Annotated in this window: 23 protein-coding genes; 6 read left to right on the forward strand and 17 right to left on the reverse strand. The window is 64.6% G+C overall.

Going from position 1 to position 22,480, the window contains the following annotated elements:
* The 5 genes from AAFN84_RS23915 to AAFN84_RS23935 all read left to right on the forward strand — a co-directional run.
* The coding region (locus tag AAFN84_RS23915; RefSeq protein ID WP_347517247.1) for a methyl-accepting chemotaxis protein at window positions 1-478 on the forward strand (478 nt) is incomplete at its 5' end.
* Window positions 479-622: 144 nt separating this feature from the next.
* A complete protein-coding gene (locus AAFN84_RS23920; RefSeq protein ID WP_347517248.1) occupies window positions 623-1,084 on the forward strand; it encodes a chemotaxis protein CheW in 462 nt (153 codons plus the stop codon).
* Complete coding sequence (locus tag AAFN84_RS23925) at window positions 1,081-1,968, forward strand: protein-glutamate O-methyltransferase (RefSeq protein ID WP_347517249.1); 888 nt, start codon at window positions 1,081-1,083, stop codon at window positions 1,966-1,968. Before AAFN84_RS23920 ends, AAFN84_RS23925 begins: the two co-directional genes overlap by 4 nt.
* Window positions 1,965-3,002, forward strand: a complete 1,038-nt coding sequence (locus AAFN84_RS23930; protein WP_347517250.1) for a chemotaxis response regulator protein-glutamate methylesterase — start codon at window positions 1,965-1,967, stop codon at window positions 3,000-3,002. Before AAFN84_RS23925 ends, AAFN84_RS23930 begins: the two co-directional genes overlap by 4 nt.
* Window positions 3,003-3,102: 100 nt before the next feature.
* Window positions 3,103-3,696 (forward strand): chemotaxis protein CheD, encoded by a 594-nt coding sequence (locus tag AAFN84_RS23935; protein ID WP_347517251.1) that lies wholly within the window; start codon window positions 3,103-3,105, stop codon window positions 3,694-3,696.
* A gap of 78 nt (window positions 3,697-3,774) precedes the next feature.
* Here the strand turns inward: AAFN84_RS23935 and AAFN84_RS23940 are convergent, their stop codons facing one another.
* The 13 genes from AAFN84_RS23940 to AAFN84_RS24000 form a co-directional block, all read right to left on the reverse strand.
* Window positions 3,775-4,161 carry a hypothetical protein gene (locus AAFN84_RS23940; RefSeq protein WP_347517252.1) on the reverse strand — a complete coding sequence of 129 codons (387 nt, stop codon included), beginning with the start codon at window positions 4,159-4,161 and terminating at the stop codon, window positions 3,775-3,777.
* Between the two features lie 96 nt (window positions 4,162-4,257).
* Window positions 4,258-4,647: a response regulator gene (locus AAFN84_RS23945; RefSeq protein ID WP_347517253.1), complete on the reverse strand. Its 390-nt coding sequence runs from the start codon at window positions 4,645-4,647 to the stop codon at window positions 4,258-4,260.
* Between the two features lie 25 nt (window positions 4,648-4,672).
* Window positions 4,673-5,149, reverse strand: coding sequence for a chemotaxis protein CheW (locus AAFN84_RS23950; protein ID WP_347517254.1), 477 nt, complete (start codon window positions 5,147-5,149; stop codon window positions 4,673-4,675).
* Window positions 5,146-7,428: a chemotaxis protein CheA gene (locus AAFN84_RS23955; protein ID WP_347517255.1), complete on the reverse strand. Its 2,283-nt coding sequence runs from the start codon at window positions 7,426-7,428 to the stop codon at window positions 5,146-5,148. The genes AAFN84_RS23950 and AAFN84_RS23955 overlap by 4 nt, the downstream gene beginning before the upstream one ends.
* Before the next feature lie 20 nt (window positions 7,429-7,448).
* The gene (locus tag AAFN84_RS23960; protein ID WP_347517256.1) at window positions 7,449-7,814 is read right to left on the reverse strand and encodes a response regulator; all 366 of its coding nucleotides are present in this window, start codon (window positions 7,812-7,814) and stop codon (window positions 7,449-7,451) included.
* 2 nt (window positions 7,815-7,816) lie between these two features.
* Window positions 7,817-8,104 (reverse strand): STAS domain-containing protein, encoded by a 288-nt coding sequence (locus AAFN84_RS23965; protein WP_347517257.1) that lies wholly within the window; start codon window positions 8,102-8,104, stop codon window positions 7,817-7,819.
* 11 nt (window positions 8,105-8,115) lie between these two features.
* The gene (locus AAFN84_RS23970) at window positions 8,116-9,720 is read right to left on the reverse strand and encodes a methyl-accepting chemotaxis protein (RefSeq protein WP_347517258.1); all 1,605 of its coding nucleotides are present in this window, start codon (window positions 9,718-9,720) and stop codon (window positions 8,116-8,118) included.
* Between the two features lie 304 nt (window positions 9,721-10,024).
* Window positions 10,025-10,444 (reverse strand): MarR family transcriptional regulator, encoded by a 420-nt coding sequence (locus tag AAFN84_RS23975; protein ID WP_347517259.1) that lies wholly within the window; start codon window positions 10,442-10,444, stop codon window positions 10,025-10,027.
* Window positions 10,441-11,025 (reverse strand): amino acid synthesis family protein, encoded by a 585-nt coding sequence (locus AAFN84_RS23980; RefSeq protein ID WP_347517260.1) that lies wholly within the window; start codon window positions 11,023-11,025, stop codon window positions 10,441-10,443. The genes AAFN84_RS23975 and AAFN84_RS23980 overlap by 4 nt, the downstream gene beginning before the upstream one ends.
* Window positions 11,018-11,884: a UPF0280 family protein gene (locus AAFN84_RS23985; RefSeq protein ID WP_347517261.1), complete on the reverse strand. Its 867-nt coding sequence runs from the start codon at window positions 11,882-11,884 to the stop codon at window positions 11,018-11,020. Before AAFN84_RS23985 ends, AAFN84_RS23980 begins: the two co-directional genes overlap by 8 nt.
* Entirely contained in the window at window positions 11,881-13,407 is a 1,527-nt protein-coding gene (locus AAFN84_RS23990; RefSeq protein ID WP_347517262.1) for a 6-hydroxynicotinate reductase, read from the reverse strand. Before AAFN84_RS23990 ends, AAFN84_RS23985 begins: the two co-directional genes overlap by 4 nt.
* 234 nt (window positions 13,408-13,641) lie before the next feature.
* Window positions 13,642-16,380 (reverse strand): molybdopterin cofactor-binding domain-containing protein, encoded by a 2,739-nt coding sequence (locus AAFN84_RS23995; protein WP_347517263.1) that lies wholly within the window; start codon window positions 16,378-16,380, stop codon window positions 13,642-13,644.
* Complete coding sequence (locus AAFN84_RS24000; protein ID WP_347517264.1) at window positions 16,377-17,243, reverse strand: FAD binding domain-containing protein; 867 nt, start codon at window positions 17,241-17,243, stop codon at window positions 16,377-16,379. Before AAFN84_RS24000 ends, AAFN84_RS23995 begins: the two co-directional genes overlap by 4 nt.
* 126 nt (window positions 17,244-17,369) lie before the next feature.
* Between AAFN84_RS24000 and pncA the strand changes: the two genes are divergently transcribed.
* Window positions 17,370-17,981: a bifunctional nicotinamidase/pyrazinamidase gene (gene pncA, locus AAFN84_RS24005; protein WP_347517265.1), complete on the forward strand. Its 612-nt coding sequence runs from the start codon at window positions 17,370-17,372 to the stop codon at window positions 17,979-17,981.
* A 3-nt stretch (window positions 17,982-17,984) separates the two neighbouring features.
* On the opposite strand, the gene AAFN84_RS24010 is transcribed toward pncA, so the two are convergent.
* The 4 genes from AAFN84_RS24010 to AAFN84_RS24025 form a co-directional block, all read right to left on the reverse strand.
* Window positions 17,985-18,506, reverse strand: coding sequence for an RNA pyrophosphohydrolase (locus AAFN84_RS24010; protein WP_347517266.1), 522 nt, complete (start codon window positions 18,504-18,506; stop codon window positions 17,985-17,987).
* 6 nt (window positions 18,507-18,512) lie between these two features.
* Window positions 18,513-19,706 (reverse strand): divergent polysaccharide deacetylase family protein, encoded by a 1,194-nt coding sequence (locus AAFN84_RS24015; protein WP_347517267.1) that lies wholly within the window; start codon window positions 19,704-19,706, stop codon window positions 18,513-18,515.
* Between the two features lie 107 nt (window positions 19,707-19,813).
* A complete protein-coding gene (locus AAFN84_RS24020) occupies window positions 19,814-21,142 on the reverse strand; it encodes a S41 family peptidase (RefSeq protein WP_347517268.1) in 1,329 nt (442 codons plus the stop codon).
* Complete coding sequence (locus AAFN84_RS24025; protein WP_347517269.1) at window positions 21,132-22,439, reverse strand: murein hydrolase activator EnvC; 1,308 nt, start codon at window positions 22,437-22,439, stop codon at window positions 21,132-21,134. Before AAFN84_RS24025 ends, AAFN84_RS24020 begins: the two co-directional genes overlap by 11 nt.
* Window positions 22,440-22,480 lie beyond the last annotated feature (41 nt).

Consider the following 22,480-nt stretch of genomic DNA (forward strand, 5'->3'; position numbering starts at 1 on the left):
GATCTCGACGTCGACACAGCAGGTCGAGCAGGGCGTCGACCTCGTCGGCCAGACGGGCACGTCGCTGGAGAAGATCGTAACGCAGGTCGCCGAGATCACGGATCTGGTGACGGAGATCGCGGCGTCGGCGCGCGAGCAGTCGACGGGGCTGGGCGAGGTCAATGCGGCGGTCAACCAGATGGATCAGGTGACGCAGCAGAACGCGGCGATGGTGGAGCAGTCGACGGCTGCCAGCCACAACCTCGCGCAGGAGGCCGACGAGCTTGCGCGTCTGGTGGCGAAGTTCAAGCTTGGCACGCAGGCCGACGCGGGCAGACCAGCGGCAGGGCGGGCCAAGTCTGCGCCGGCGCCGGTGACGCGCATGCCAGCACGGCCGCAGCCATCCGCCCCCGCGCTCAAGACCGTGTCATCAGGCGGCGGACAGGCAGCGGCACTGCTCGCAAGCCAGCCCGAAGACGACGGATGGGAAGAGTTCTGAGCCTGGCGTAGACCCCACCCGGCGGCGTGTGTCGCCGGGCTCGGGAACAGTCCGAATAACGTCAAATTAACCAAACTCCGTGCCAACTGACGGCACAGCCAACGTGCGAATTCAGCAGCGCCGCAGGCCCTCGAGGGAAGGACCATGAGCAACTCATCCTCTGACCATTGGCAGGAACTGATTGCATTCAGAATCGGCGAACAGGAATTCTGCGTCGACATCATGTCGGTTCGGGAAATCCGCGGCTGGACCCCCGCCACGCCCCTGCCCCATGCGCAGCGTTATGTGCAGGGCGTCATCAACCTGCGCGGCACGGTGCTGCCGATCATCGACCTGTCGGCACGGCTGGGCTTCGGCTTCACCGCGCCTGAGGCGCGCCATGTGATCATCGTGGTGCGCTACGGCGACCAGGAAGCTGGCCTGCTCGTCGACGCGGTCTGCGACATTCTCAGCGTCACCGATTCCATGCTCCAGCCCACACCCAACGTGGCGAGCGAAACAGTCAAATCATTCATACGCGGAATCCTCGCGGTCGAAGGCCGCATGATCGGGCTGATCGGCCTGGAGCGCATTCTGCCTGACATGCAAGAGGCGGATGCCGCATGACGAACGCCGTTCGATCGGCCACGGGTGGACGGGGGCAGCCGCTGGTCGAGGGGGAGTTCCTCTTCACGACCGAGGATTTCAGTTCCATCGCACGCATGCTCTACGACGACGCGGGCATCGCGCTTTCCGAGAGCAAGGCGTCGCTGGTTTATTCTCGGCTGGCCAAGCGCCTGCGCGCGCTGGGGCTGGAAAGCTTCCGCGCCTATTGCTCGCTAGTCGCCGGCTCCGAAGGGGTTAGCGAGCGCCAGAACATGCTGGCGGCGCTGACGACGAATGTGACCCGCTATTTTCGCGAGCCGCATCATTTCGAGCATCTCAAGACCAAGGTGCTGCCCGACCTCGTTTCCCGTGCCAAGGCGCGCGGACGTGTCCGTATCTGGTCGGCCGGGTGTTCCACCGGCCAGGAGCCGTACTCGATCGCGCTGACCATTCTCGAGGCGATGCCGGACGCCGCGCAATACGACGTCCGCATCCTGGCGACCGACATCGATCCGAACGTGATCGCCACCGGTCGCGCCGCGGTGTACTCTGAAGAAGCCGTGCAGCCTGTCCCGAACGCCCTGCGCGACCGCTGGATGGTGCGCGTCAAGGACGCAGGCCGCGACGCCTGGGGTGCCGGCGCGGAGATGCGCACGCTGGTGTCGTTTCGTGAACTGAACCTGATGGGCCACTGGCCGATGAAGGGCAGGTTCGACGCGATCTTCTGCCGCAACGTCGTGATCTATTTCGACGAACCGACCCAGGCACGCATGTGGGCGCGCTTCGCGCCGCTGCTCAATCCCGCTGGCCGGCTCTATGTCGGCCACTCCGAACGGGTCACCGACATGGCAAAATTCGCCACGGACGGCCTGACCACCTATCGCCTCAAGGACGGCATCCTATGAGTACGGTGAAAGTTCTCGTCGTCGACGACAGTGCGACGATGCGCAGCCTGATCTCCGCCGTGCTGCGCAGCGATCCCGAAATCACCGTCGTCGGCCAGGCGGGCGATCCGCTCGAGGCGCGCGAAGCGATCAAGCGGCTCAATCCCGACGTGATCACGCTGGACGTCGAGATGCCCAACATGAACGGGCTGAGCTTTCTTGAAAAGATCATGCGCCTGCGGCCGATGCCTGTCGTCATGGTGTCGTCCCTGACGCAGGTGGGTGCGGATGTCAGCCTGGCCGCGCTGGAGCTTGGCGCGATCGACTGCGTCGGCAAGCCGACGACCGGCATGCCGGCCGAACGCGCGTTCTCGGAGCTTCCCGCCAAGGTCAAGGCCGCCGCCCGTGCCCGCGTTCGCTCCGGCTCCGACCGCGCGCCCAACCATGCCGCCGGCGGCAATTTCCGCTCGGACGGGCGCATCGTCGCGATCGGCTCGTCAACGGGCGGCGTAGAAGCGTTGCTGTCGGTCCTGTCGGCTTTCCCTGCCAACTGCCCGCCCACGGTGATCACCCAGCATATGCCGGGGACATTCACGAAGAGCTTCGCGGAGCGCCTGAACCGGGTATGTGCCGCCGACGTCTCGGAGGCCACTGACGGCGCACCGCTGAGCGCGGGGAAGATCTATCTGGCTCCCGGTGGCGAGAGTCACCTTCAGGTGGTCGGCTCTACAAGCCCGCGCTGCCGCCTCTCGCCCGAAGCTGCCGTGAACGGACACCGCCCATCCGTCGACGTCCTGTTCGATTCGGTTGCCAAGGCAAGCGGCAAGTCCGCACTCGGTGTGATCCTTACCGGAATGGGACGTGACGGCGCGCAGGGGCTGCTCGCGATGCGTCGTGCCGGCGCCTCGACCCTCGGCCAGAACGAGACCACCTCCGTCGTCTATGGCATGCCGAAAGTTGCATTCGAGATGGGCGCCGTGGAACGCCAACTCCCTCTGGAACGCATCGGCGCGGCCATCATAAACCAATGCAATCTTGCAAGGGAGGCGGTCTGATGCCTGCGAGGCCGGATTCGACCCACAATGAGCGCATGCTTGTTCGTGACACCGTTTGGTCGGTCTGCCCGCGGAACACACCCTCCCGTGGAGCATCCACATGACAGGTCAAGTCGCGGAGAGGGCAACCCGCAGCAGCGTTGCGAGCGCGGCTGGTGCCAGCAAACGAATCCACGTCGTTCAGGGCGAGCAGCACGTGACCACCGACCCGGATACGGTGTTGACGACGCTTCTGGGGAGCTGCGTTGCCGCCTGCATGCGCGACCCGGTGGCCGGCGTCGGCGGAATGAACCATTTCCTTCTGCCCGGAGGACGGTCGCCAACGTCTGATTTGCAGGCCGAACGTCACGGCGTCCATGCCATGGAGCTTCTGGTCAACGCCCTGCTCTCCAACGGAGCGCGGCGCGAGCGGCTGGAGGCAAAGTTGTTCGGCGGTGCTCGCCTGATCGACGGCCTGACGGATGTCGGGCGCCAGAACTCCGACTTTGCGGAGCGCTTTCTCGCCGACGAGGGCATCCGCTACGTCGGAGGCAGCCTGCGCGGCGAGCATGGCCGCAAGATCCAGTACTGGCCGATCCTCGGCCGCGCGCGCCAATCGCTGATGGAACGTGAGAGCCAGCAGGTCTTCGACGCAGAACGCAGGATCCGTCCGGTCAAGCCGGTGGAAAGCGACGGTTCGGTCGAACTGTTCTGAACCTGGTGTGCGCCAAATGCGAGAGCACCGGCAACGGCGTGCATACGCTTACACACCGGAGCAGGGTCGGTCGTCGGCTCAGAACAGGTCGACGTTGCCTGCGTCGTCTTCGGGCTTGGCCGCGATCAACGCGTCCGTCGTACCGATCGCACGGATCAGCTCGGTGAGCTTGAGAGTGCTCGTCGCGCCCGCAGTATTGATGCGCCAGTCCGGCTTCGATGCGTCGCCCAGGGCACGCAGGAAACCTGCCACGCCGGCAATGCGCTGGGCACTGAGATCGGCGTCCTGCATGGCCTTCACATAGTCCTCGTCGGCAGCACCGACATTCCATGTCGACTTGGCGATCATCGCCTGGTTGTGGTCGATGCGCCGGGCGATTTCCTCCAGCTCGGCATGGATTCTCACCAGCACGTCGGTCATCCGTTCCGCCTGGTCGAGCACGTCTTCGCGTTGTGGAAAGTTCATCTTACTCGTTCCTACGCTACACCCTGTTACACGCGGCCCTCTTTTTCGGGCTCTTTTCTTGAACGAAGCGGTCGACGGACCGCCGCGCCTGAGCAGTTAGTGCAACTTCCCTACGATCGCCTCGAGCGCGCGACGCAACTGATCGGCGTTGAACGGCTTGGTCAGGTAGTTGTTGAGGCCGAGCTTGCGTCCCTCGTCGAGCACCGCGCGATCAGGGCTGCCGGTGAGGATCATGAACGGCACCCGCGATGTCGGCTTGTAGGTGCGGATCGCGTGCAGGAACTGCAGACCATTCATCTTCGGCATGTTCATGTCGGAGATGATCAGATGAGACGGCGTCGTCATCATCATCTTCATCGCCTGCTCGCCATCGGCCGCAACCTGGATGTTGCGGAACCCGAGTGTCTCGAGTGCGTCCCTGACGAGAAGACGACTGGTCGTGGTGTCGTCGACGACGAGAATTTTCAACTGGGCTAGAAGCGACATGGCTCGTGTTCCTTTATACGAGGGCTCAGTTCAGGAGCCCCTGGCCTGCCTGGTTCTGGGTCAAGACATTGTCCAGTGCGATGAGGCTGATCATGCGGCCCTCCATCGCGATTACGCCCTTCATGAATGCCCGGGCGAGTTCCGAAGCGACGTTGGGCGTCGCCTGAATCGAACCGGAATTCACCGTGAGGATGTCTGAAACCGCGTCGACCAGCAGTCCGATCGTCTGGTTGCCGACCTGGGTGATGATGATGACGTGACGTGCGTTGGGCGTCGCCGGTTCGAAGCCGAGCCTGGCGGCGAGATCGACCACCGGAAGCACGGCACCGCGCAGGTTGATCACACCCTTCACATAAGACGACGAATGCGGAAGCGGAGTGGTGGGTGTCCAGCCGCGAATGTCGCGTACCGACATGATGTCCACGCAGAACTCCTGCTCACCAAGGCGAAAGGCGATCAGTTCGTTGCTTGCTGCGACGTCCTGTTCAACAATCTGCGTCATGCTGCGTTCCTTTTGCGGTTGGCATCGGCGCGTGCGGCGTCGGCGCGCGAGCCCGCGACGATCGCGTCGACGTCGAGAATGACGGCGACCTGGCCGTCCCCGAGGATGGTTGCTGCGGCGACGCCGAAGACGTGGCCGTAATTGGTTTCAAGGCTTTTGATGACGACCTGCTGCTGGCCGATAATGCCGTCGACCATCAGCGCGCATTGCGACTGGTTCTCGGTCTCGACCATCACCGCCACGCTTTCCAGTGGCTCGGCCTCATCCTCGCGATAGCCAAGGATGGAGCCGACATCGATCAGCGGGATGAAGGAGCCGCGGATCGCGATGACCCGCGCCTTCTCGCCCAGGCCGTGCACGTCGGATGCTTTGGGCTGAAGCGTCTCCACGATCGCGGAAAGCGGCACCACCAGCGTCTGGCCGGCCACCGTGACGACCATGCCGTCGAGCACCGCCAGCGTCAGCGGCAGGCTCAGCGAGAACGTCGTGCCGTGTCCCGGCTTGGACGAGATCGTGATGCGCCCGCCAAGCGCCTGGATCGAGCGCCGCACCACATCCATGCCCACGCCGCGGCCGGAGACGTCGGAGATGGTGGAGGCGGTGGAAAAGCCCGGTGCGAAGATCAGATCGTCGATCTCGCTGTCGGTCAACTGTGCGTCGGCGTCGACGATGCCCTTCTTGATGGCGATCTCGTGGACCTTGGCGCGGTTGATGCCCGCACCGTCGTCGGACACCTCGATGACAACGCGGCCGGAGCGATGGGCCGCGATCATGCGAACGACACCCTGCTCCGACTTGCCTGCCTTCACCCGATCCTCGGGCTTTTCGAGCCCATGGTCGATGGCGTTGCGGATCATGTGGGTCAGCGGATCGGCGAGCCGTTCGATGACGGTCTTGTCGACCTCGCAGTTTTCACCTTCCGTGACCAGACGAACCGACTTGCCGGTCATGTCGGCCACTTCGCGGACGACGCGCGACATACGCTGGAAGATCGGGCGAACCGGCTGCGCGCGGATCGCCATGACGGAGTCCTGAATCTCGCGCGTCAGGTGCTCGAGATCGTCGAGGCCGACGGCGACGTCCGAAAGCCGCGCGATGCCGGCTTCCGTAACCCGCTGTGCGAGCATCGATTGGTTGATCACGAGTTCGCCGACGAGGTCTATCAGCCGATCGACCCGGTCGAGATCGACACGGATGGTGGCGCCTTGCGCCTGGGCGGCAGCCGCCGTTGGCTGCGACTGCTGGTTTGCGGCGACGGGAGCGGCTTTCACAGCCGGCTCCACGGGAGCCGGCGCGGGCATCTCTACGATGACGGGCGCGGGAGCTTCGACCGGCGCACTCGCCACGGCAACCGATGCAGCTTCTTCAGCCGCGACCTGCGCCAGGACAGCCTGCACGGCTTCCGCAGCACTTGCTTCATCCAAACCCTTGGCGCCGATTTCCAGATCGCAGTCAAACTCCACGAACTCGAAGATTTCCCGGACGCTCTTCTCGTCCGTTCCGGAAATCGAGATGTTCCACGTAAGGCAGGCGCCTTCGGGATCGAGCTCGGTCAGGAGCGGCACCTCCGAGACGTCGCAGGTCACCTGCATCTCGCCCAGACGCCCCAGTTCGCGAAGCAGGCGAACGGCGTCGTTGGCCTTGGCGTAGAGGTCGGGCTTCGGTTTGAAGGTGATCTGGATGCCCTGCGCAATCTCGCTTTGCTCTTCGACGAGGTCGTCGAAGGAGATCGCCGTTGGCGCAAAGCCGAATTCGTCGACCTCTGGCGCGCCGGGATCCGCATCTCCGGCGAAATCGAACGCGACCGGCGTCGGCGCGAAACCGAACTCGTCGACCTCTCCCGGTGCAGGCGCCACCGCCGCGACCGGAGCTGCCGGCTTGGGTGCAGGAGGAGCAACACCGCCAGCCTTGGCCAGCTCGTCGGTCATCTGGGTGACGCGCGCCTCGTCCATATCGCCACCATCGCGAGCAATCCGGACCAGATCGGCGAGGATGTCGGCCGCGCGCAGCATCAGCTTGACGATCTGCGGCGTCGTTTCCAGCTTGCCGGCACGCATGCCGTCGAGCGTCGTCTCGAACGTATGGGCGAAGCGCACCAGATCATCGAGACCGAACGCTCCGGCCCCGCCCTTGATCGAATGCACGGCCCGGAAGACCGCGTTGATCGTTTCGAGATCGCCTTCCTCGCGCTCGATGATGAGCAGGCCGTCTTCCATCTCTGCGAGCTGTTCCTCGCATTCCTGGAAGAAGGTCTGCTTGATGGCGGCCATTGTGTCCATGACGTCAGTCTCCCCGGCGCTCAGGCGGCAACGCGATTGATGGCGGTCACCAGCTTGACTGGGTCGAACGGCTTGATGATCCAGCCGCTTGCCCCGGCGCGTCGGGCACGGTCCTTCTTGTCGTCCACGCTTTCCGTGGTCAGGACGAGGATCGGGATGGCCCGGTGCTTGTTGTTGCCGCGAACCGCTTCGATGAAGCCGAATCCGTCCATGCGCGGCATGTTGATGTCGGTGATGATGACATCGGGGTCACAGGTCTCGAGCACTTCGAGACCGTGAACCCCGTCTTCCGCCTGGAAGACATCCATGCCGGCGCCCGTCAAGGCAGCCTTGAGCATTTCCCGTATGGTGCGCGAATCGTCGACGGTGAGAATCTTCTTCGCCATGATCAGTTGTTCCTTGCGGAGAATTGGGAGAGATCGAGACCGGCGGTCTGGATCGCGTCGGCAAAAGCGGGCGACGGTTCCTCGATGCTGAGGTCCTGCCCGTCGGCCGTCCATGTGGCTGCCGCGGAAAGAAGCACCTGCAGGCACTGGGCCCCCACGCGCTCGATCTGCGATGCATTCAGTGCAAGGTCCTTGCCCCTGGCGGCGATCAACTCGGCAGCCAATGGTGCGGCGGCCTTGATGTCGAGTTCAGTTGGAAGCGTCATGCTTCCGGTAGCGGCTTTCCCCATGCCCCTCTCCTCTAAAACTCTTCCCATTCGGATGTCTCGGGTGCCATCGACACCGCAAGTGCTGTGGCCCCGGCGGTCGCATGGACCAGCCTCCGGGAAGGCGCGGCTGCGGGCGGTGGCGATGTCTCCACCGCACGCGGCCTGGTTGGTGCATTGGTCAGAACGAAGGCGGCGACACCCTGGCCGAGGGTTGCCGCCTCGCTGCGCAGCGAGTGCACGGCGGCGGTGGTCTGTTCGACCATCGCGGCGTTCTGCTGCGTGCCTTGATCCATTTCGCTGACTGCAGTGTTGATGGCCGACAGGCCGATCGACTGTTCGCGCGACGACGATGCGATCCCTGCCACGAGTTCATCCATCTCGACGACGCTCGTGATGATCCGCTCGGAGACTTCCCCGGTCTCGTCCATGAGCTTCACACCCTTGTCGACCTGGTCGGAACTCTTGGAGATCAGCGCCTTGATCTGCTTTGCCGCTTCGGCGGAACGCTGTGCCAAGCCGCGCACTTCCTGGGCGACCACGGCAAAGCCTTTGCCGGCTTCGCCCGCACGGGCCGCCTCCACGCCTGCGTTCAGCGCAAGCAGGTTGGTCTGGAACGCGATCTCGTCGATGACGCCGATGATCTGGGAAATTTCATGCGAGGATTTGGCGATTTCGCTGATCGCATGCACGGCATTGCGCACGATCGCGCCGGAATGCTTGGCTTCCTCGCGCGTCGAGACCACCTTGGCAGCGGCCTGCGATGCGCCTTCGGCGGCGCGCTGGACGGCATTGGTGAGCTGGTTGAGCGCCGCAGCCGTCTGCTCCAGGCGCAGCGCCTGCTGCTCGGTGCGGCGCGACAGGTCGTCGGCCGCGCGGCCGACCTCTTCGGAACTCGAACCGATGCTGTCGGCTGAATGAGCGACGCCGGAGAGCGTGCGTGCAAGCGATTCCGCCGTATGGTTGAAATCGCGCTTGAGCTGGTCGAATTCGGGCGCAAGTTGCTGCGTGAGGCGTGTCGATAGATCGCCGGCGGCAATCCTGCTGAGGCCATGCGTGATGGCCTTCACCGCCTCGCTTTGGCGCAGTTCGGATTCTGCGTGGGCGCGCTCGACCTGGGTCCGCTTTTCGTCCAGCGCCTCCAGATAGGTGGAGATAGCCAGGTCCATGTCGAGCATGATCGCCTTCACCAGCACGGCCAGCGAAGCGCCCATGGCTTCCGGACTCGTGCCACGCGAGAGAAGGCCTGGCCACTGCTCCTTGACGATGGCCTTGATCAGGTGCTCCGCGACCAGTGCATATCCGCCGATATACCAGCTTGGCTCGAGCCCGATGCGCGCATGGACTTCACCGATGCTCCTGACCGCCGTTTCGTAGCTTTCGCCATAGCTGGCCTCGGCGATGCCGGTCCAATGCGTTTCCTGGCGCGCCTTGGCGCTTGCAACATGGCTATCGGAACCAAAGAATTGCGCGGTATGTGGCGTCGCGCGGACTTTTTCATAGAACTGGGAGAGTGCCGGGCCGACATTGCGCGCCAGAGACGGCTTCAGCTTCCGCAGCGTCTCCCGCGCCTGGGAGTCCATGCCGATGAACGCAAGGCGGTCGTCGATCCTGATCTCTCTCGCCTGCGTGACGGCCATCAACGAAATCCCGTGCCGCAGGGTGTGCGGCAGTGCGCTGGATGAAAGCTGACATTCCGGTCACGCCGGATCAGAAGCGCGGCATCATGCCTTTGGCGTCCCCCACCAAGCTCCTGAAGCTACATAAGCGATCATTGGTTTCGTTCATGTTAACAAAGGTTGTTTGCGCTCAAGAGCTTATCTGACGCTGCGGCAGCGCCGTGCACGAGAGGAGGTCGAACGAAAAAATGTTCACGCTCTTCTCTCGATACTTCAAGTCGTTTGGATGTGAGACCGCGCTCGGCGCGGTTGACGGACGAGCAATTCAGGTAATCTTCGCCAGCAACCGCATCAAAGTATTGCGCTCGCGCGAGGTCAATTGTGCCACCGTTTCCTCGGTGATGCGGTGCGCGGTCGGAATGAAGCTGTTCAGGGCCTCGCGGCCGGTGGCGGTGAGGCTGACGACAAGGCGCCGCCGATCTTCTTCGTGACGGGTCAGGGCCACCAGGCCCCGTGCCTTGAGCCGGTCGATCACGCCCTTGATTGTTGCCGCATCCATGGCGACGAGCATGCCGAGCTGGTTCTGCGAGGTGTCGCCCACTTCGGCGAGCTTCGCCAACGCCGCGAATTGCGGCGGGGTCAGGTCGCCGATATGCCGCGCGAAGATAGATATGTGGCGCTGGCTCGCCTTGCGCAGCACGAAGCCGATCTGCTCTTCCAGCCGGTAGGGCTGTTCGGACGTCACCGCAGCCCGTCCTCGCCCTTGACCTGCCATGCCTCCAACCCTCCCATGCGGGAGTGGATGCGGCCGCCACACGCCATCGCCAAGGCGAACAGGATTTCATTTGGCCGTGGACCGTCAGGCGCCGACACTTCGATCGCGTCGAAATGGCTGCGCACATAAGCCGCATTGGTGTGACCCAGCGGCACGTCGAGCCGCGCGCCGAATGCACCGACCTTCATTGCCGACGGCACGATCGCCTTCGAGGCGCCGAGCCGCTCGCGCATCGCATAGCCGCCGGGCACGTGCCAGAGCGCACCATGCTCGATCTCGCCGTCCGCGCCAACGATCGCTCCCTTGCCGTAGCCGTCGATGGTGGCGACATCGCCTCCGAGCGCGGCGATCAGCCTGTCTGTGAGCATCAGGCCCAGCGGCTTGAGGTCGTCCATCGCGGGCTGCAAGTCTTCGACGAATTTGCCGGCGAAAGGGTTCGCGACCAGCGCGACGGCCGCCGCCCTGCGTCGCGGAGCCGACGAGGCTGGTCCGCCATCGTGGAATATCTCTTCCATGATGATGGCGATCTTTCGGACGACGAATTCAGGCATTGGCAAGCTCCCTCAGATCGATTTTCAGCAACGTTCCAGCCACGCGCGTCTGGCCGCCGAGAAACAGCGCAGCTGATGCGATGAGCCCACGGCGCACGAACTCCTCGACGACGTGCAGCCCGTTTTCCAGCGCCATTCCGGCATCCTTCTCGGATAGCGGTCCAACGCCGGTCGTCACAAGTCGGCTGCCGAGATCGCTGTCGGGCGCAAGCACGTTAGCCGGCGACCGTGTGATTGCGGGATGCCCCGGCAGGTCGACCGCGTTGGCGATCAGCGTCGCGGCGGCATCGGCAAGAGCCGCGTTTCCGGCAAGCACCGTGACCGCATCGGCGATGCCGAGCGAGTGGCTACGGCCGCGCCAGCCACTGGTGGCAATGGCACGCACGGGATCGGACGACTTGATCTCGATGCGATCGGCAATTCCGTGGCCCGTGCCTGCGATCGCCGTTTTCATGACTTCCCCCGAAGCAAGGTGAAGCGCGATGTCGCCGCCATTGTTGACATAGGCGCGGCGCAGTGTCCGGCCTCTCACCATTGCGGCCAGGACCTCGTCGGCGACGCTGCCGGCCACTGCAGCCATCGGCGTGATGAAGTTCTCGCCGAAGCGGCAGACGGCGTCTTCCATGCGCCGCGCCGTGGTCCCCGAAAAGGCTCTCGCCCGAAGCGTGGCTGGACGGCGAAGCTCGGTCAGTTCGGCAACCAGTTCTTCGAGCACGGTTGCGAAGCGGTCGATTGCCTGGCGATAGGCAAAACCAACTTCGCCCGCATCGCCGAATGCCTCCAGCACCAGATCGATCGGCCCATGATTGAGATGCAGCCGCCGTCCGTCCGGCAGCATCGCGGCCTGCGGCCCGTTCATGTCCGGCGCTCGCGCCGAAGCTGCGCCAAGGGTGGCCAGGCATTGCCCGACGGCGCGGGGATCGCCGTGCGCTCGTTGAGATATTCGCCGCCCTTGGCAAGCACGTCGTCAACCGAGCGCACATGGTCAGCGTAGCCGCCGAGGGCTTCATAGTGGTCACGGCGCATCGTGAACTCGATCGGGGCAACAAGAGCCGGCGTCGGCACGTAGCCGAAAGCGTTTTCCGGCAGCGTGGCAACATCGACCATCAGCGTGATGCCGCCGCCGGGCCAGACATAGACCGGCGCGCCGCCGCAGGTGACATAGGTCTGGAGCCTGTGCACGGAACGGGTCAGGTTGACCGGATTTTCCGTTACCCCCGCCCGCAGCGACCCACCGGCCCCGCCCATGAACAGCACCGTGCACAGCGCCGGTTCGCAATTGTCCTCGATCAGGTCCACCGATTTACGCAACCGATCGGGGAACGGCTTCTCCACCGGCTTCAGCTCGTCATCGAGTTCGAAATAGGCGAACTGCTCGCCGGTCGTCGATACCATCAGCAGCGACAGGCCCGGCCGCGCTCCCTTCTTGCCATTCCACTCGCCAAGGATTTCGAGCGGATTGGAGATGGTGGTGCCACCCCAGCCGAGGCCCGGCTCCGACACCTTGAAATAGCGTCCCGGCGTCGAACGCCGCCCGACGATCTTGATGCCGGTATCCTGCCAGCCGATGACCTTGCCGGCCTGATGCTCGGAAACGACGCCTGTGATGTGGTCGTCGACCACCACCACCTCGTCGACGAGGTCCTTCCATTGCGTGGCGAACATGCCGATGGTTGCCGAGCCGCAGCCGACACGCATGCGGTGCTCCGCGCGCCCGTCGATCACCGGGGGCATGCCGGCCTGTACGACGACGGTGGAGCCGTCATCAATGGTCAGTTCGACCGCCTGCCGGTTGCACAGTGCCAGCATGGTGTCGCAGGTGACGCGCCCTTCTGCCTTCGAGCCGCCCGTCAGATGCCGGACGCCTCCGATCGACAGCATCTGAGAGCCGTATTCGGCGGTGGTGACATGACCGATCGGTTCCCCGTTGGCGCGGACGATGGCCGTCTCCGAACCGATGTGCCGGTCCGTGTCGATCTTCACCTTGACGCCGCAATAGGAGAATATGCCCTCCGTCACCACGGTGACCAGATCGACACCCTCCACCTCCTGGCTGACGATGAACGGTGCCGGCTTGAAGTCGGGATAGGTCGTTCCCGCGCCGATCGCCGACACGAAGCGTCGCTCGCGATTGACCGGGTTGCCATCCCACCCTCGTCCATCGAAGGGAACGACCTCGCCGCCGCTTTCGGCGCGATGCTCGAGAATGGCGACGGGGTCGCAGCGCACGATCCGGCCACCGAAATTGCCATAGCGGTCGCAGGCGCCGGTGCGTCCTTCGGCGATGTAGCACATCACCGGGCAGGCATCGCAACGCAGCTTCTCACCCGCGCGCGCAGCGCCCGGATCGTGGGTCTCGAAGCGTTCGGACAGTTCACTCATGACATCGCACACTGGATGGGAGAGCGTATGGGTAAGACGGTGCTCCCTCACGCCCCCCTCTGTCCTGCCGGACATCTCCCCCACAGAGGGGGAGATTAGCCTTCAGTCTTCCTATCGCTTGTCCTGCAGCGCTGGCGATTGATGCCGCCATCAAATACAGCCGATCTCCCTCCGAGTGGGGGAGATGTCCGGCAGGACAGAGGGGGGCAACGTAGGGCACCAGCGCGTCTCGCATCACTGCACCGCCCTTGCCAGGTTGATCGCCGCCAGCACGCGGTCCGGCGTTGCCGGCACCTTGTCGATCTTCGCGCCGGAAGCATGCCGGATGGCGTTGACGATGGCCGGCGCTGTTGGGATCAGCACGTGCTCGCCAAGCCCCTTGGCGCCATAGGGTCCTTCCGGATCCGGCACCTCGACGAGGATGGTCTCGATCGGCGGCACGTCGCCGATGGTGGGAATGAGGTAGTCATGCAGGTTCTCGGTACGACCGGGAACGTATTCCTCCATCAGCGCCAGCCCGATGCCCTGCGCGATACCGCCTTCGACCTGGCCTTCGGCCAACAACGGATTGATCGCCTTGCCGACGTCATGTGCGGCGGTGATCTTGATGAGCTTGACGGTGCCGAGCTTCATGTCGACTTCGAGCTCGGCAAGCTGCGCGCCCCAGCCATAGACGGCATAAGGCTGGCCCTGTCCCTTCGCGTCGAGCGCAATCGTCGGCGGATCGTAGCTTTCGCAGGCCGAGAACACGAAACCGTCCGCGTCGGCGGCAAGCGAGGAGAGGTCAATCGTGCGGCTCGCCTCGCCTTCGCGAACCACAATCGTGCCGCCTTCCAGAGACAGCGCGGCGTCACCCGATACGTTCGCCGCGCGCAGCACCGCCTCACGCAATGCACGGCCCGACTTCTCCGCTGCCTTGCCGGAAATATAGGTCTGGCGCGAGCCCGATGTCTTTCCAGCATCCGGCGTCAGCGCCGTGTCGCCATGGACGAACTCGAACGCTTCCAGCGGGAGCCCGAGCGCTTGCGCCGCCATCTGCGGAATGACGGTGTTGGAGCCCTGCCCTATGTCCACCGCCCCCTGATGCATGACGATGCGGCCATCCGCCGTGATGCCGATCTTCATCGTCGACGGATTGGGAATGCCGGTATTGCCGCAGCCATACCAGCACGACGCCACGCCGACGCCGCGCTTGCGGCTCTCGTTGTCGGCATTGAACGCGGCGGCATCGGCCACGGCACGCGTCCAGTGCGGTCTCAGGGCTTCGAGACAGGCCGCTATCCCCACGCCGCTTTCCAGAACATGGCCGCTTACCGTGGACTGGCCATCACGCAGCGCGTTGCGCAGGCGCAGTTCGAGCCGGTCTATGCCGAGTTTCTCGGCAAGCGTGTCGTAGAGCGTTTCCTGCATCAGCGCCGCCTGCGGCACGCCGAAACCGCGAAAGGCGCCGGAAATCGGCCCGTTGGTATGCACGGCACGGCCCAGCGCGCGATAGTTCGGCGTGAAGTACGGCCCGGAGGCATGCACCGGAACACGACTGGCTACCGTCGGCCCCCAGCTCGCATAGGCGCCGGTGTTGAAATCCCCCTCGAAGATCATGCCGACCACGTGACCCTGCGCATCCGCGCCGATCGTCGCCTTCATCGCCGCGGGATGACGCTTGGTGGTGGAGGCCATCGATTCCTGCCGGGTGAAGGCGAGCCATGCGGGCCGGCCGGTCTTCAGCGCGACGAGTCCGATCAGCGGCTGCACAGACAGGTCAAGCTTGGACCCGAAGCCCCCGCCCGTTGCCGTGGGGATGATGCGCACCCTCTCCGGCGGCAGGCCGAGCACGGCGGCGGTGTCGTCCCGGTCCATGATCGGCGACTGTGTGCAGGCCTTGATGACCAGCGTATCGCCATCCATGTAGGCGTGGCCCGCTTCCGGCTCGATATAGGCGTGCTCGACATAGGACGTTTCGAGCCCGCCGGTGACGGTGACGGCAGCGCCGGCAAGCGCGGCCTCCGCATTGCCACGCTCCACCACGCCTTCCAGCAGAATGTTGCCTTCGCGCCCCTGATGCAGCCGGGCGACGCCGTTGCGGGCCTCGGGCATGCTGAGTGTATGTGGCAGTTCCTGCCAGGTGATCGGAAATTCGCTGATGTCCAGGTCGGCGATCGCGTCCGGCTCGCCGGCGACCAGCGCCACCGCTTCACCGCGAAACAGGACCAGCCCGTCCGCCAGTGCCGGCTGGTCAGCGAATGGCGGAATGACGCCGAAGGCGTTCCGCCCACCGATGTCAGCAGCCGTGAAAACGCCGACGACGCCCGGATGGGTATTCACGAACCCGTCGAGATCGCCGAGCGAAAACCTTGCATGCCAATGAGGCGATCGGACGACCAGCACCGCGAGTGCGCCGTCCGGCCTTTCGTCGGCGCCGAAGCGATCGGTCCCCATCACCTTCGGCACGCCGTCGAGCCGGGGCACGGATGCGCCGACAATGCCACTGGCGACGACAGGCTCCGACACAGCATTGCCCGCATCCATGACCGCCTTGACGATCTTGCGATAGCCGGTGCAGCGGCACAGCACGCCGCCCAGCGCATCGTTGACGTCATCCTCGGTCGGCGCGGCGTTGCGTTCAAGCAGAGCGGTGGCGCTCACCAGCAGCCCCGGCGTGCAGATGCCGCATTGCGCCGCTCCATGCCGCAGGAACGAAGCCTGCAGCGCCGACAGGGCGCCATTGGCAAGGCCCTCGACGGTGCGCAACTCTGCGCCGGCGACGCTTGCGGCCGGCACGAGACAGGAGCACACCGGTTCGCCGTCGATGAGTACGGTGCAGGCGCCGCAGTCGCCGGCATCGCAGCCGACCTTCGTGCCCGTCAGGTGCAGCTCGTCGCGCAACAGTGTCGACAACCGCATGACCGGGGGCACCGTCAGCCGGCGCTGCTCGCCATTGACGCTGAACGACAGATCGACATGCGCCATGGTCATGCGGCAACCTCCGCTGGCTTGCCTATGGCCTTTGCCACAGCGCCGTCGACTGCGCGCGCGACGATTTCACGGGCGGCCGCCAGACGGTAGACACCAGTGCCGCGGACGTCGTCGATCGGCGACAATTCGGCGAAATCGTAAGATTCAACTGTTTTCGCGAGTCCGGATCCCGCGGGCAGCCCGACGATGGCTCTTTCGAGCGCCGGCAATCGTCGTGCGACCGCGGAGCACGCGCCGACGGCGATCGCCGCATCGGCGACGCGCCTCTCACCGTCCAGCGTCAGCCTGACCGCCGTCATGGCGATCGAGATGACGAGATAGCGGCGCGCGCCGAGCTTGACGAAATGCGAGACGCCCGCGGCAGCGGCGCGCGGCACGTGGATCGCCGTGACCAGTTCGTCTGCCTGGCGAGCGGTGTCGCGATTGCCGAGGATGAAGTCGTGCAGAGGTATCATTCGCGTGGCGGCCCGCGAACGCAGTTCCACCTGTGCGTCGAGCGTCAGCAGCGGCGGCACACCGTCAGCGGCCGGCGATGCGTTACAGAGGTTGCCGGCAATCGTGCCCGTATTCTGAATCTGAACCGATCCGACCTCGCGTGCGGCGAGCTTCAGGCAGTCGAATGCCGGCGGCAGCTCCGCCCTGATCACGTCGGTCCATGTCGCCCGCGCCCCGAAAATGACGCTGTCCTGCGAATGAGTGACATGACGCAGGTCCGCAAGGCCGTTCAGGTCGAGGATGTTGTCACGGATCGGGCGGGAACCTTGCGCGGGGTAGAAATCGGTCCCGCCTGCCAGCAGACGCCAAGTGTCGCTGCCCAGCAGCGCGATTGCCTCGTCTGTCGACTGCGGTTTCGCGTAGCGCATATGTCCTGCTCCCATCCCCAGCATGCTCCGAAATTCATTCGTATGCAAACGATACGTGAGCCACGACTTTGCCGATCGCGCGTTTTTGTCCTACTTCTGTCGGCAGATCCGCGTTGCGAGGAATTCATGACTGACAAGGCCCTCATCGTCATAGACGTCCAGAACGATTTCTGCCCGGGCGGCGCGCTCGCCGTCGACGGCGGCGACGAAATCATCCCCGTCGTCAACCGGCTGATCGGCGCGTTCGATCATGTGATCCTGACGCAGGACTGGCACCCGGCGGGCCATTCCAGCTTCGCGTCCTCGCATCAGGGACGGAGCCCGTTCGACACGATCACCATGCCGTATGGCGAGCAAACCTTGTGGCCGGATCATTGCATCCAGGGAACCGAAGGTGCGCAATTCCATCCCGGGCTGGAATGGACGAAGGCAGAACTGGTGATCCGCAAGGGCTTTCGCCCGGCGATCGATTCCTACTCGGCCTTTTTCGAGAACGATCACCAGACGCCGACGGGGCTCGCCGGCTACCTGCGCGAGCGCGGCCTTTCGGATCTGACGCTGATTGGTCTGGCAACCGACTTCTGCGTCGCCTATTCCGCCCTCGACGCGATCCGCTCCGGCTTCAAGGCAACGGTATTGCTTGAAGCCTGCCGGGCGATCGATCTCGGCGGTTCACTGTCCGCGATGACGCAGGAGATGACGGCCGAGGGCGTGGTGCTGACGGAGCGTATCGTTTGACGCTCAGGCCAGATGCCGGAAAGCGGCGATCACCTCTTCATAGACCTTGCGCTTGAATGGAACGATCAGTTCCGGCAACTCCGCCATCGGCTTCCAGGCCCATGAATCGAATTCGGCCTCGTGGCCGCCCGGCGGCGGGTTGATGGCGATTTCACTTTCGTCGCCGTCGAAGCGGAACGCGAACCATTTCTGCGTCTGGCCGCGATATTTCCCCTTCAGCGCAATGCCGACGAGATGGGCCGGCAGGTCGTAGTTTATCCAGTCCGGCGTCTCGGCAAGCAAGGTCGCGGTGCGGATACCGGTCTCCTCGTAGAGCTCCCGCTTGGCCGCCGGCAGAGGGTCTTCGCCCTTGTCGATACCGCCCTGCGGCATCTGCCACAACTGGTCCGTTCCCGCCATCTCGCTATCGGCGAGCACAATGCGCCGGCCGGCCCAGACGAGGCCTGAGCCGTTCAGCACCATGATGCCGACGCAGCGGCGATACGGAAGGGTCTCGGGGTCGACCGGCGTGTCCGTCTTTGCCATCGGTTCTCAGCCTCTTTCGGGATCCACTGCGACCGCCGAAATCGGGACGATCTCGACGCCGCGCCGCCGTGCCTCCTGCACCCAGGTGGCCACCGCGTCAACCGTTACGTCGAACGCCGAGCCGACACCGACTGCATAACCTTTTGCACGCGCCGTGCGCTCGAGGTCGTCCAGCTTGGCCAGGATCGCGCCGCGTTCACGCTCGCCGTCGATGGCGACATCGCCCGCGGCGTAAGGTACGCCCTGCTGTTTTGCCAGGTCGGGCGCGAGGCTGCGGGCCGACGAACCGTCGTCGACATACATCAGCCCGCGCTTTGCCAGTTCCGCGAAGAAGGGCGTCATCGCCGGCTCGCTTGTGACGAAGCGCCCACCCATATAGTTCATGACGCCGGTATAGTTGGTAATGCGCGACAACGCCCAATAGAGCCGATCGCGGTTCTCCACGGGTTCTGCCGACACGGTCAACGTATTGCGGCCTGGGTCGATCTGGGGATAGTCGAACGGCTCGAGCGGCACCTGCATGATGATCTCATGTCCATCCTGGCGCGCAGCCTGCATCCATCGGTCAAGACTGTTGCCGCCACTGGCGAATGCGAGTGTCACTTCCGCCGGCAGCGCCGCGATCGCCGCCTGGGTGCCGGTCTGGGAAACGCCGAGACCGCCGATGACGATGGCCACCCTTGCGCCCCGCGCGCCGGACCACGGACGCGCGTAGACGTCGAAAGGCCGGCGGCCATCGGCAGCGCGCATCGGCAGCAGGCCCGCATCGGTTTCCTCGATCAGCGCGCGGTCGGGCAGATGCGCCATTCGCAGATCCTGGCCGAGCGTCGTCGGGTCCCGAATGACGATGACATTGCTGCCCTCCTCGCTGCTCTCGGGAGGATTGACGCGAATGATCGACGCGCCCCCGGCGCTCTGGCCGCTATCCGGGTAGGCTTCGGAGGATGGTGGCGGAAGAGGAGACGCGTCCTCGACGTCTGCGGGCGCGACAGGTGTCGACAGAACCACCTGCTGCGGCGTCCTGTAGGGGCGCTCGCCGAACGCGATCACCGCCGATGCGGCGACCAGGCCCACCGCCGCAAACCCCAGGGCGATCTGGCCAAGGCCGATGCGACCGCCGTCCCGCGCCTCCCGGTTGCGCGCACCTGCGTCGAGACCGAGAGGTCTGTCGATGTCCTTCTCGAAGGGAGGCTTTGTCACCGGCTGCGATGGTCCCTGATCGCCGAATCACGAATCCGCGCCGGTGCTCGCACACGAGCCGCCGACGCGGAAATGAATTGTCCCCGGCGGACCGGGGACAAGACGCCTTACTGGTTCAGGACCGCTTCGTCCGGATTGGGCGGGAAAGCCGGATCGGACTCGTTGCCGCGTAACAGGTCGAGAGCATATTTGAGCTGCACGTCGTCCTCCGGATCCGGCGGCACGTAGGCCACTGAGCCCGAACCGGTCTCATCCTCTTCGGTACCCTTGATGTGTCCCGGTAGGCTGGACTCACCGCGCGACACGTCCTGACCCTGGAATTCCTCGGGCAGCGGCTGGTCGACGCTTATGTCGGGCGTAATGCCCTTGCCCTGGATCGAGGTGCCGGACGGCGTGTAGTAGAGCGCCGTGGTCAGCCGCAGCGCGCCGTTCTCGGCAAGCGGTATGATGGTCTGCACCGAACCCTTGCCGAAGGACTGGGAACCCACCACCGTGGCGCGTCGGTGATCCTGAAGGGCACCGGCCACGATCTCCGAGGCACTCGCCGAACCACCATTGATGAGGATCACCAGAGGCTTGCCGTCGATGCTGTCGCCGGGCCGCGAGTCGAAGCGCGTGATGTTCTGCGGTTCGCGTCCGCGCGTCGAGACGATCTCGCCGCGATCCAGGAACGTGTCGGTGACGCTGACCGCCTGGTCGAGCAGTCCGCCGGGATTGAGCCGAAGATCAAGCACATAGCCCTTGAGGTCTTCCTCGGGCACCTGCTGCTTGACGTCGTCGATCGCCGCCTGCAGGTCGTCGAAGGTCTTTTCCGTAAAGGAGTTGATCTTGAGATAGCCGACATCGTTCTCGACGCGGTGGCGCACCGCCCGCACCTTGATGATGTCGCGCACGATCGTCAGCTTGATCGGCTCCGCAACATTCTCGCGCACGATCGTCAGCTCGATCGGCGTATCGACCGCGCCGCGCATCATGTCGACCGCGTCGGCCAGCGTCATGCCGCGGACCTGGGTGCCATCGATTTCGGCGATCAGGTCGCCAGCCAGCACGCCTGCGCGTTCGGCCGGTGTGCCCTCGATCGGCGAGATCACCTTGACGAGCTCGTCCTCCATCGAGACCTCGATGCCCAGCCCGCCGAATTCACCGCGCGTCTGCACGCGCATGTCCTGCGCGGCATCCGGGTTGAGGTAGGACGAATGGGGATCCAGCGAGGAAAGCATGCCATTGATGGCGCTTTCCACCAGCTTCTGGTCTTCCGGCTCCGTGACGTACTGTGCGCGGACGCGCTCGAATATGTCGCCGAAGATCGCCAGTTGGCGATAGGTTTCCGAGCCTGCCGCGTTCGCCGTGGCACCACCAGCCCCATTGACGAGGCTCATGGCTGACGCTCCCATGAGCGCCCCGGCAAACAGAAGCGACAACGACTTACGTATCATTTCCTGTCCTTCCAGAACTGCGCCCCGCCCACCATGGGGCCGGATCGACGGGTTTTCCATCCTTGCGGAACTCGACATAGAGCTCCGGGCCGGTGTTCTCTTCCGTGAAGGCCACGGCGCTTGCAATTCTCGTTTCGCCCATCAACCCGACCGGCTCTCCTGCGAGCACGGACTGTCCCGGCGAGACGCTGATTCTTCCCATCCCCGCCAGCACGATATGATAACCATCGCCCGCATTCAGGATCAAGAGTTGGCCATAGGAACGGAACGGTCCCGCATAGAGGACCGAGCCGTCGACCGGCGCGGTGACAATTGCCGCCGAATGTGTCGCAACCATGTCGCCCTGCATGACACCGCCGCTGTCGTCGTCCTCGCCGAACCCTCGCGCGACGTTGCCCGCGACGGGCAGGTCGAGGGCGCCCAGAAGCGCCGCGAAAGGCTCCGATTCTCCCAAAAGCGGGCCGTTCCCGCTCGGCGGCGGCATGTCGGAGGACGGCTGCTCGGCACGTCTGGCAGCGATCTCGATTTCGCTCTCGAGCGCATCGATGAGTTCGCGCAACGAAGACGCCTGGTCGGCGAGCTCGCCGGATCGCGCCTGTTCGATGGCAAGCTGCTGCTCCGATTGCGCCTGCAGGCGCTGCTTTTCATCAAGAAGAAGTGATAGACGTTCCTTCTCTTCCGCCTGTTCGGCGACCGTTGCAAGCAGCCGCTTTCGCTGGCTTTCGATCGTGGCGGCTATCCGCGCAAGTTCCCGCAAGTCACCGATCAGTACTTCGGTCTCGCTGCGAAGTTCCGGCACGACGGCGGCCAGCAGGATCGCACTGCGGACGGACGCAAGCGCGTCTTCCGGCCGGACCAGGATGGCCGGAGGCGGATTGAGGCCCATGCGCTGCAGCGCGCCCAGAACTTCGGCAAGGATTCCGCGACGCTCATGCAGCGAGCCGCGCAGATCGCTCTCCTGAAGGCGCAGCACATCGAGCCGCGAGGCGATGTCGGAAGCGTCCTGCGCAAGCTTGCGCTCTGTCTTCGCCGCCTGCACTAGCGCAGCCGACAGGCTCGCGTGATCCTTGCGGATTTCGGCGATCTCCTCTGCGATCTCGGCAACCCGCTCTTCGGAAAGACCCAGTGCCTCGGTGATACGCTCATATTGCTGCGCCTGCTGGGCGCGCCGGTCTTCCAGCGCGGCGGCATCCTGCGCACGCGCGCCGCCGGCCATGCTCGACATGAGCATCGCCGCCGCCGCGGTCGTCACCAGGAATGCCCTGGCCCTGCCTGCCATGTCTCGTTTGTCGGTCACCAATGGCACGCTATCGCCGCTTCGTTAAGGAAACATCAACC

Source organism: Mesorhizobium sp. CAU 1741 (assembly GCF_039839275.1).
Classification (GTDB): domain Bacteria; phylum Pseudomonadota; class Alphaproteobacteria; order Rhizobiales; family Rhizobiaceae; genus Aerobium.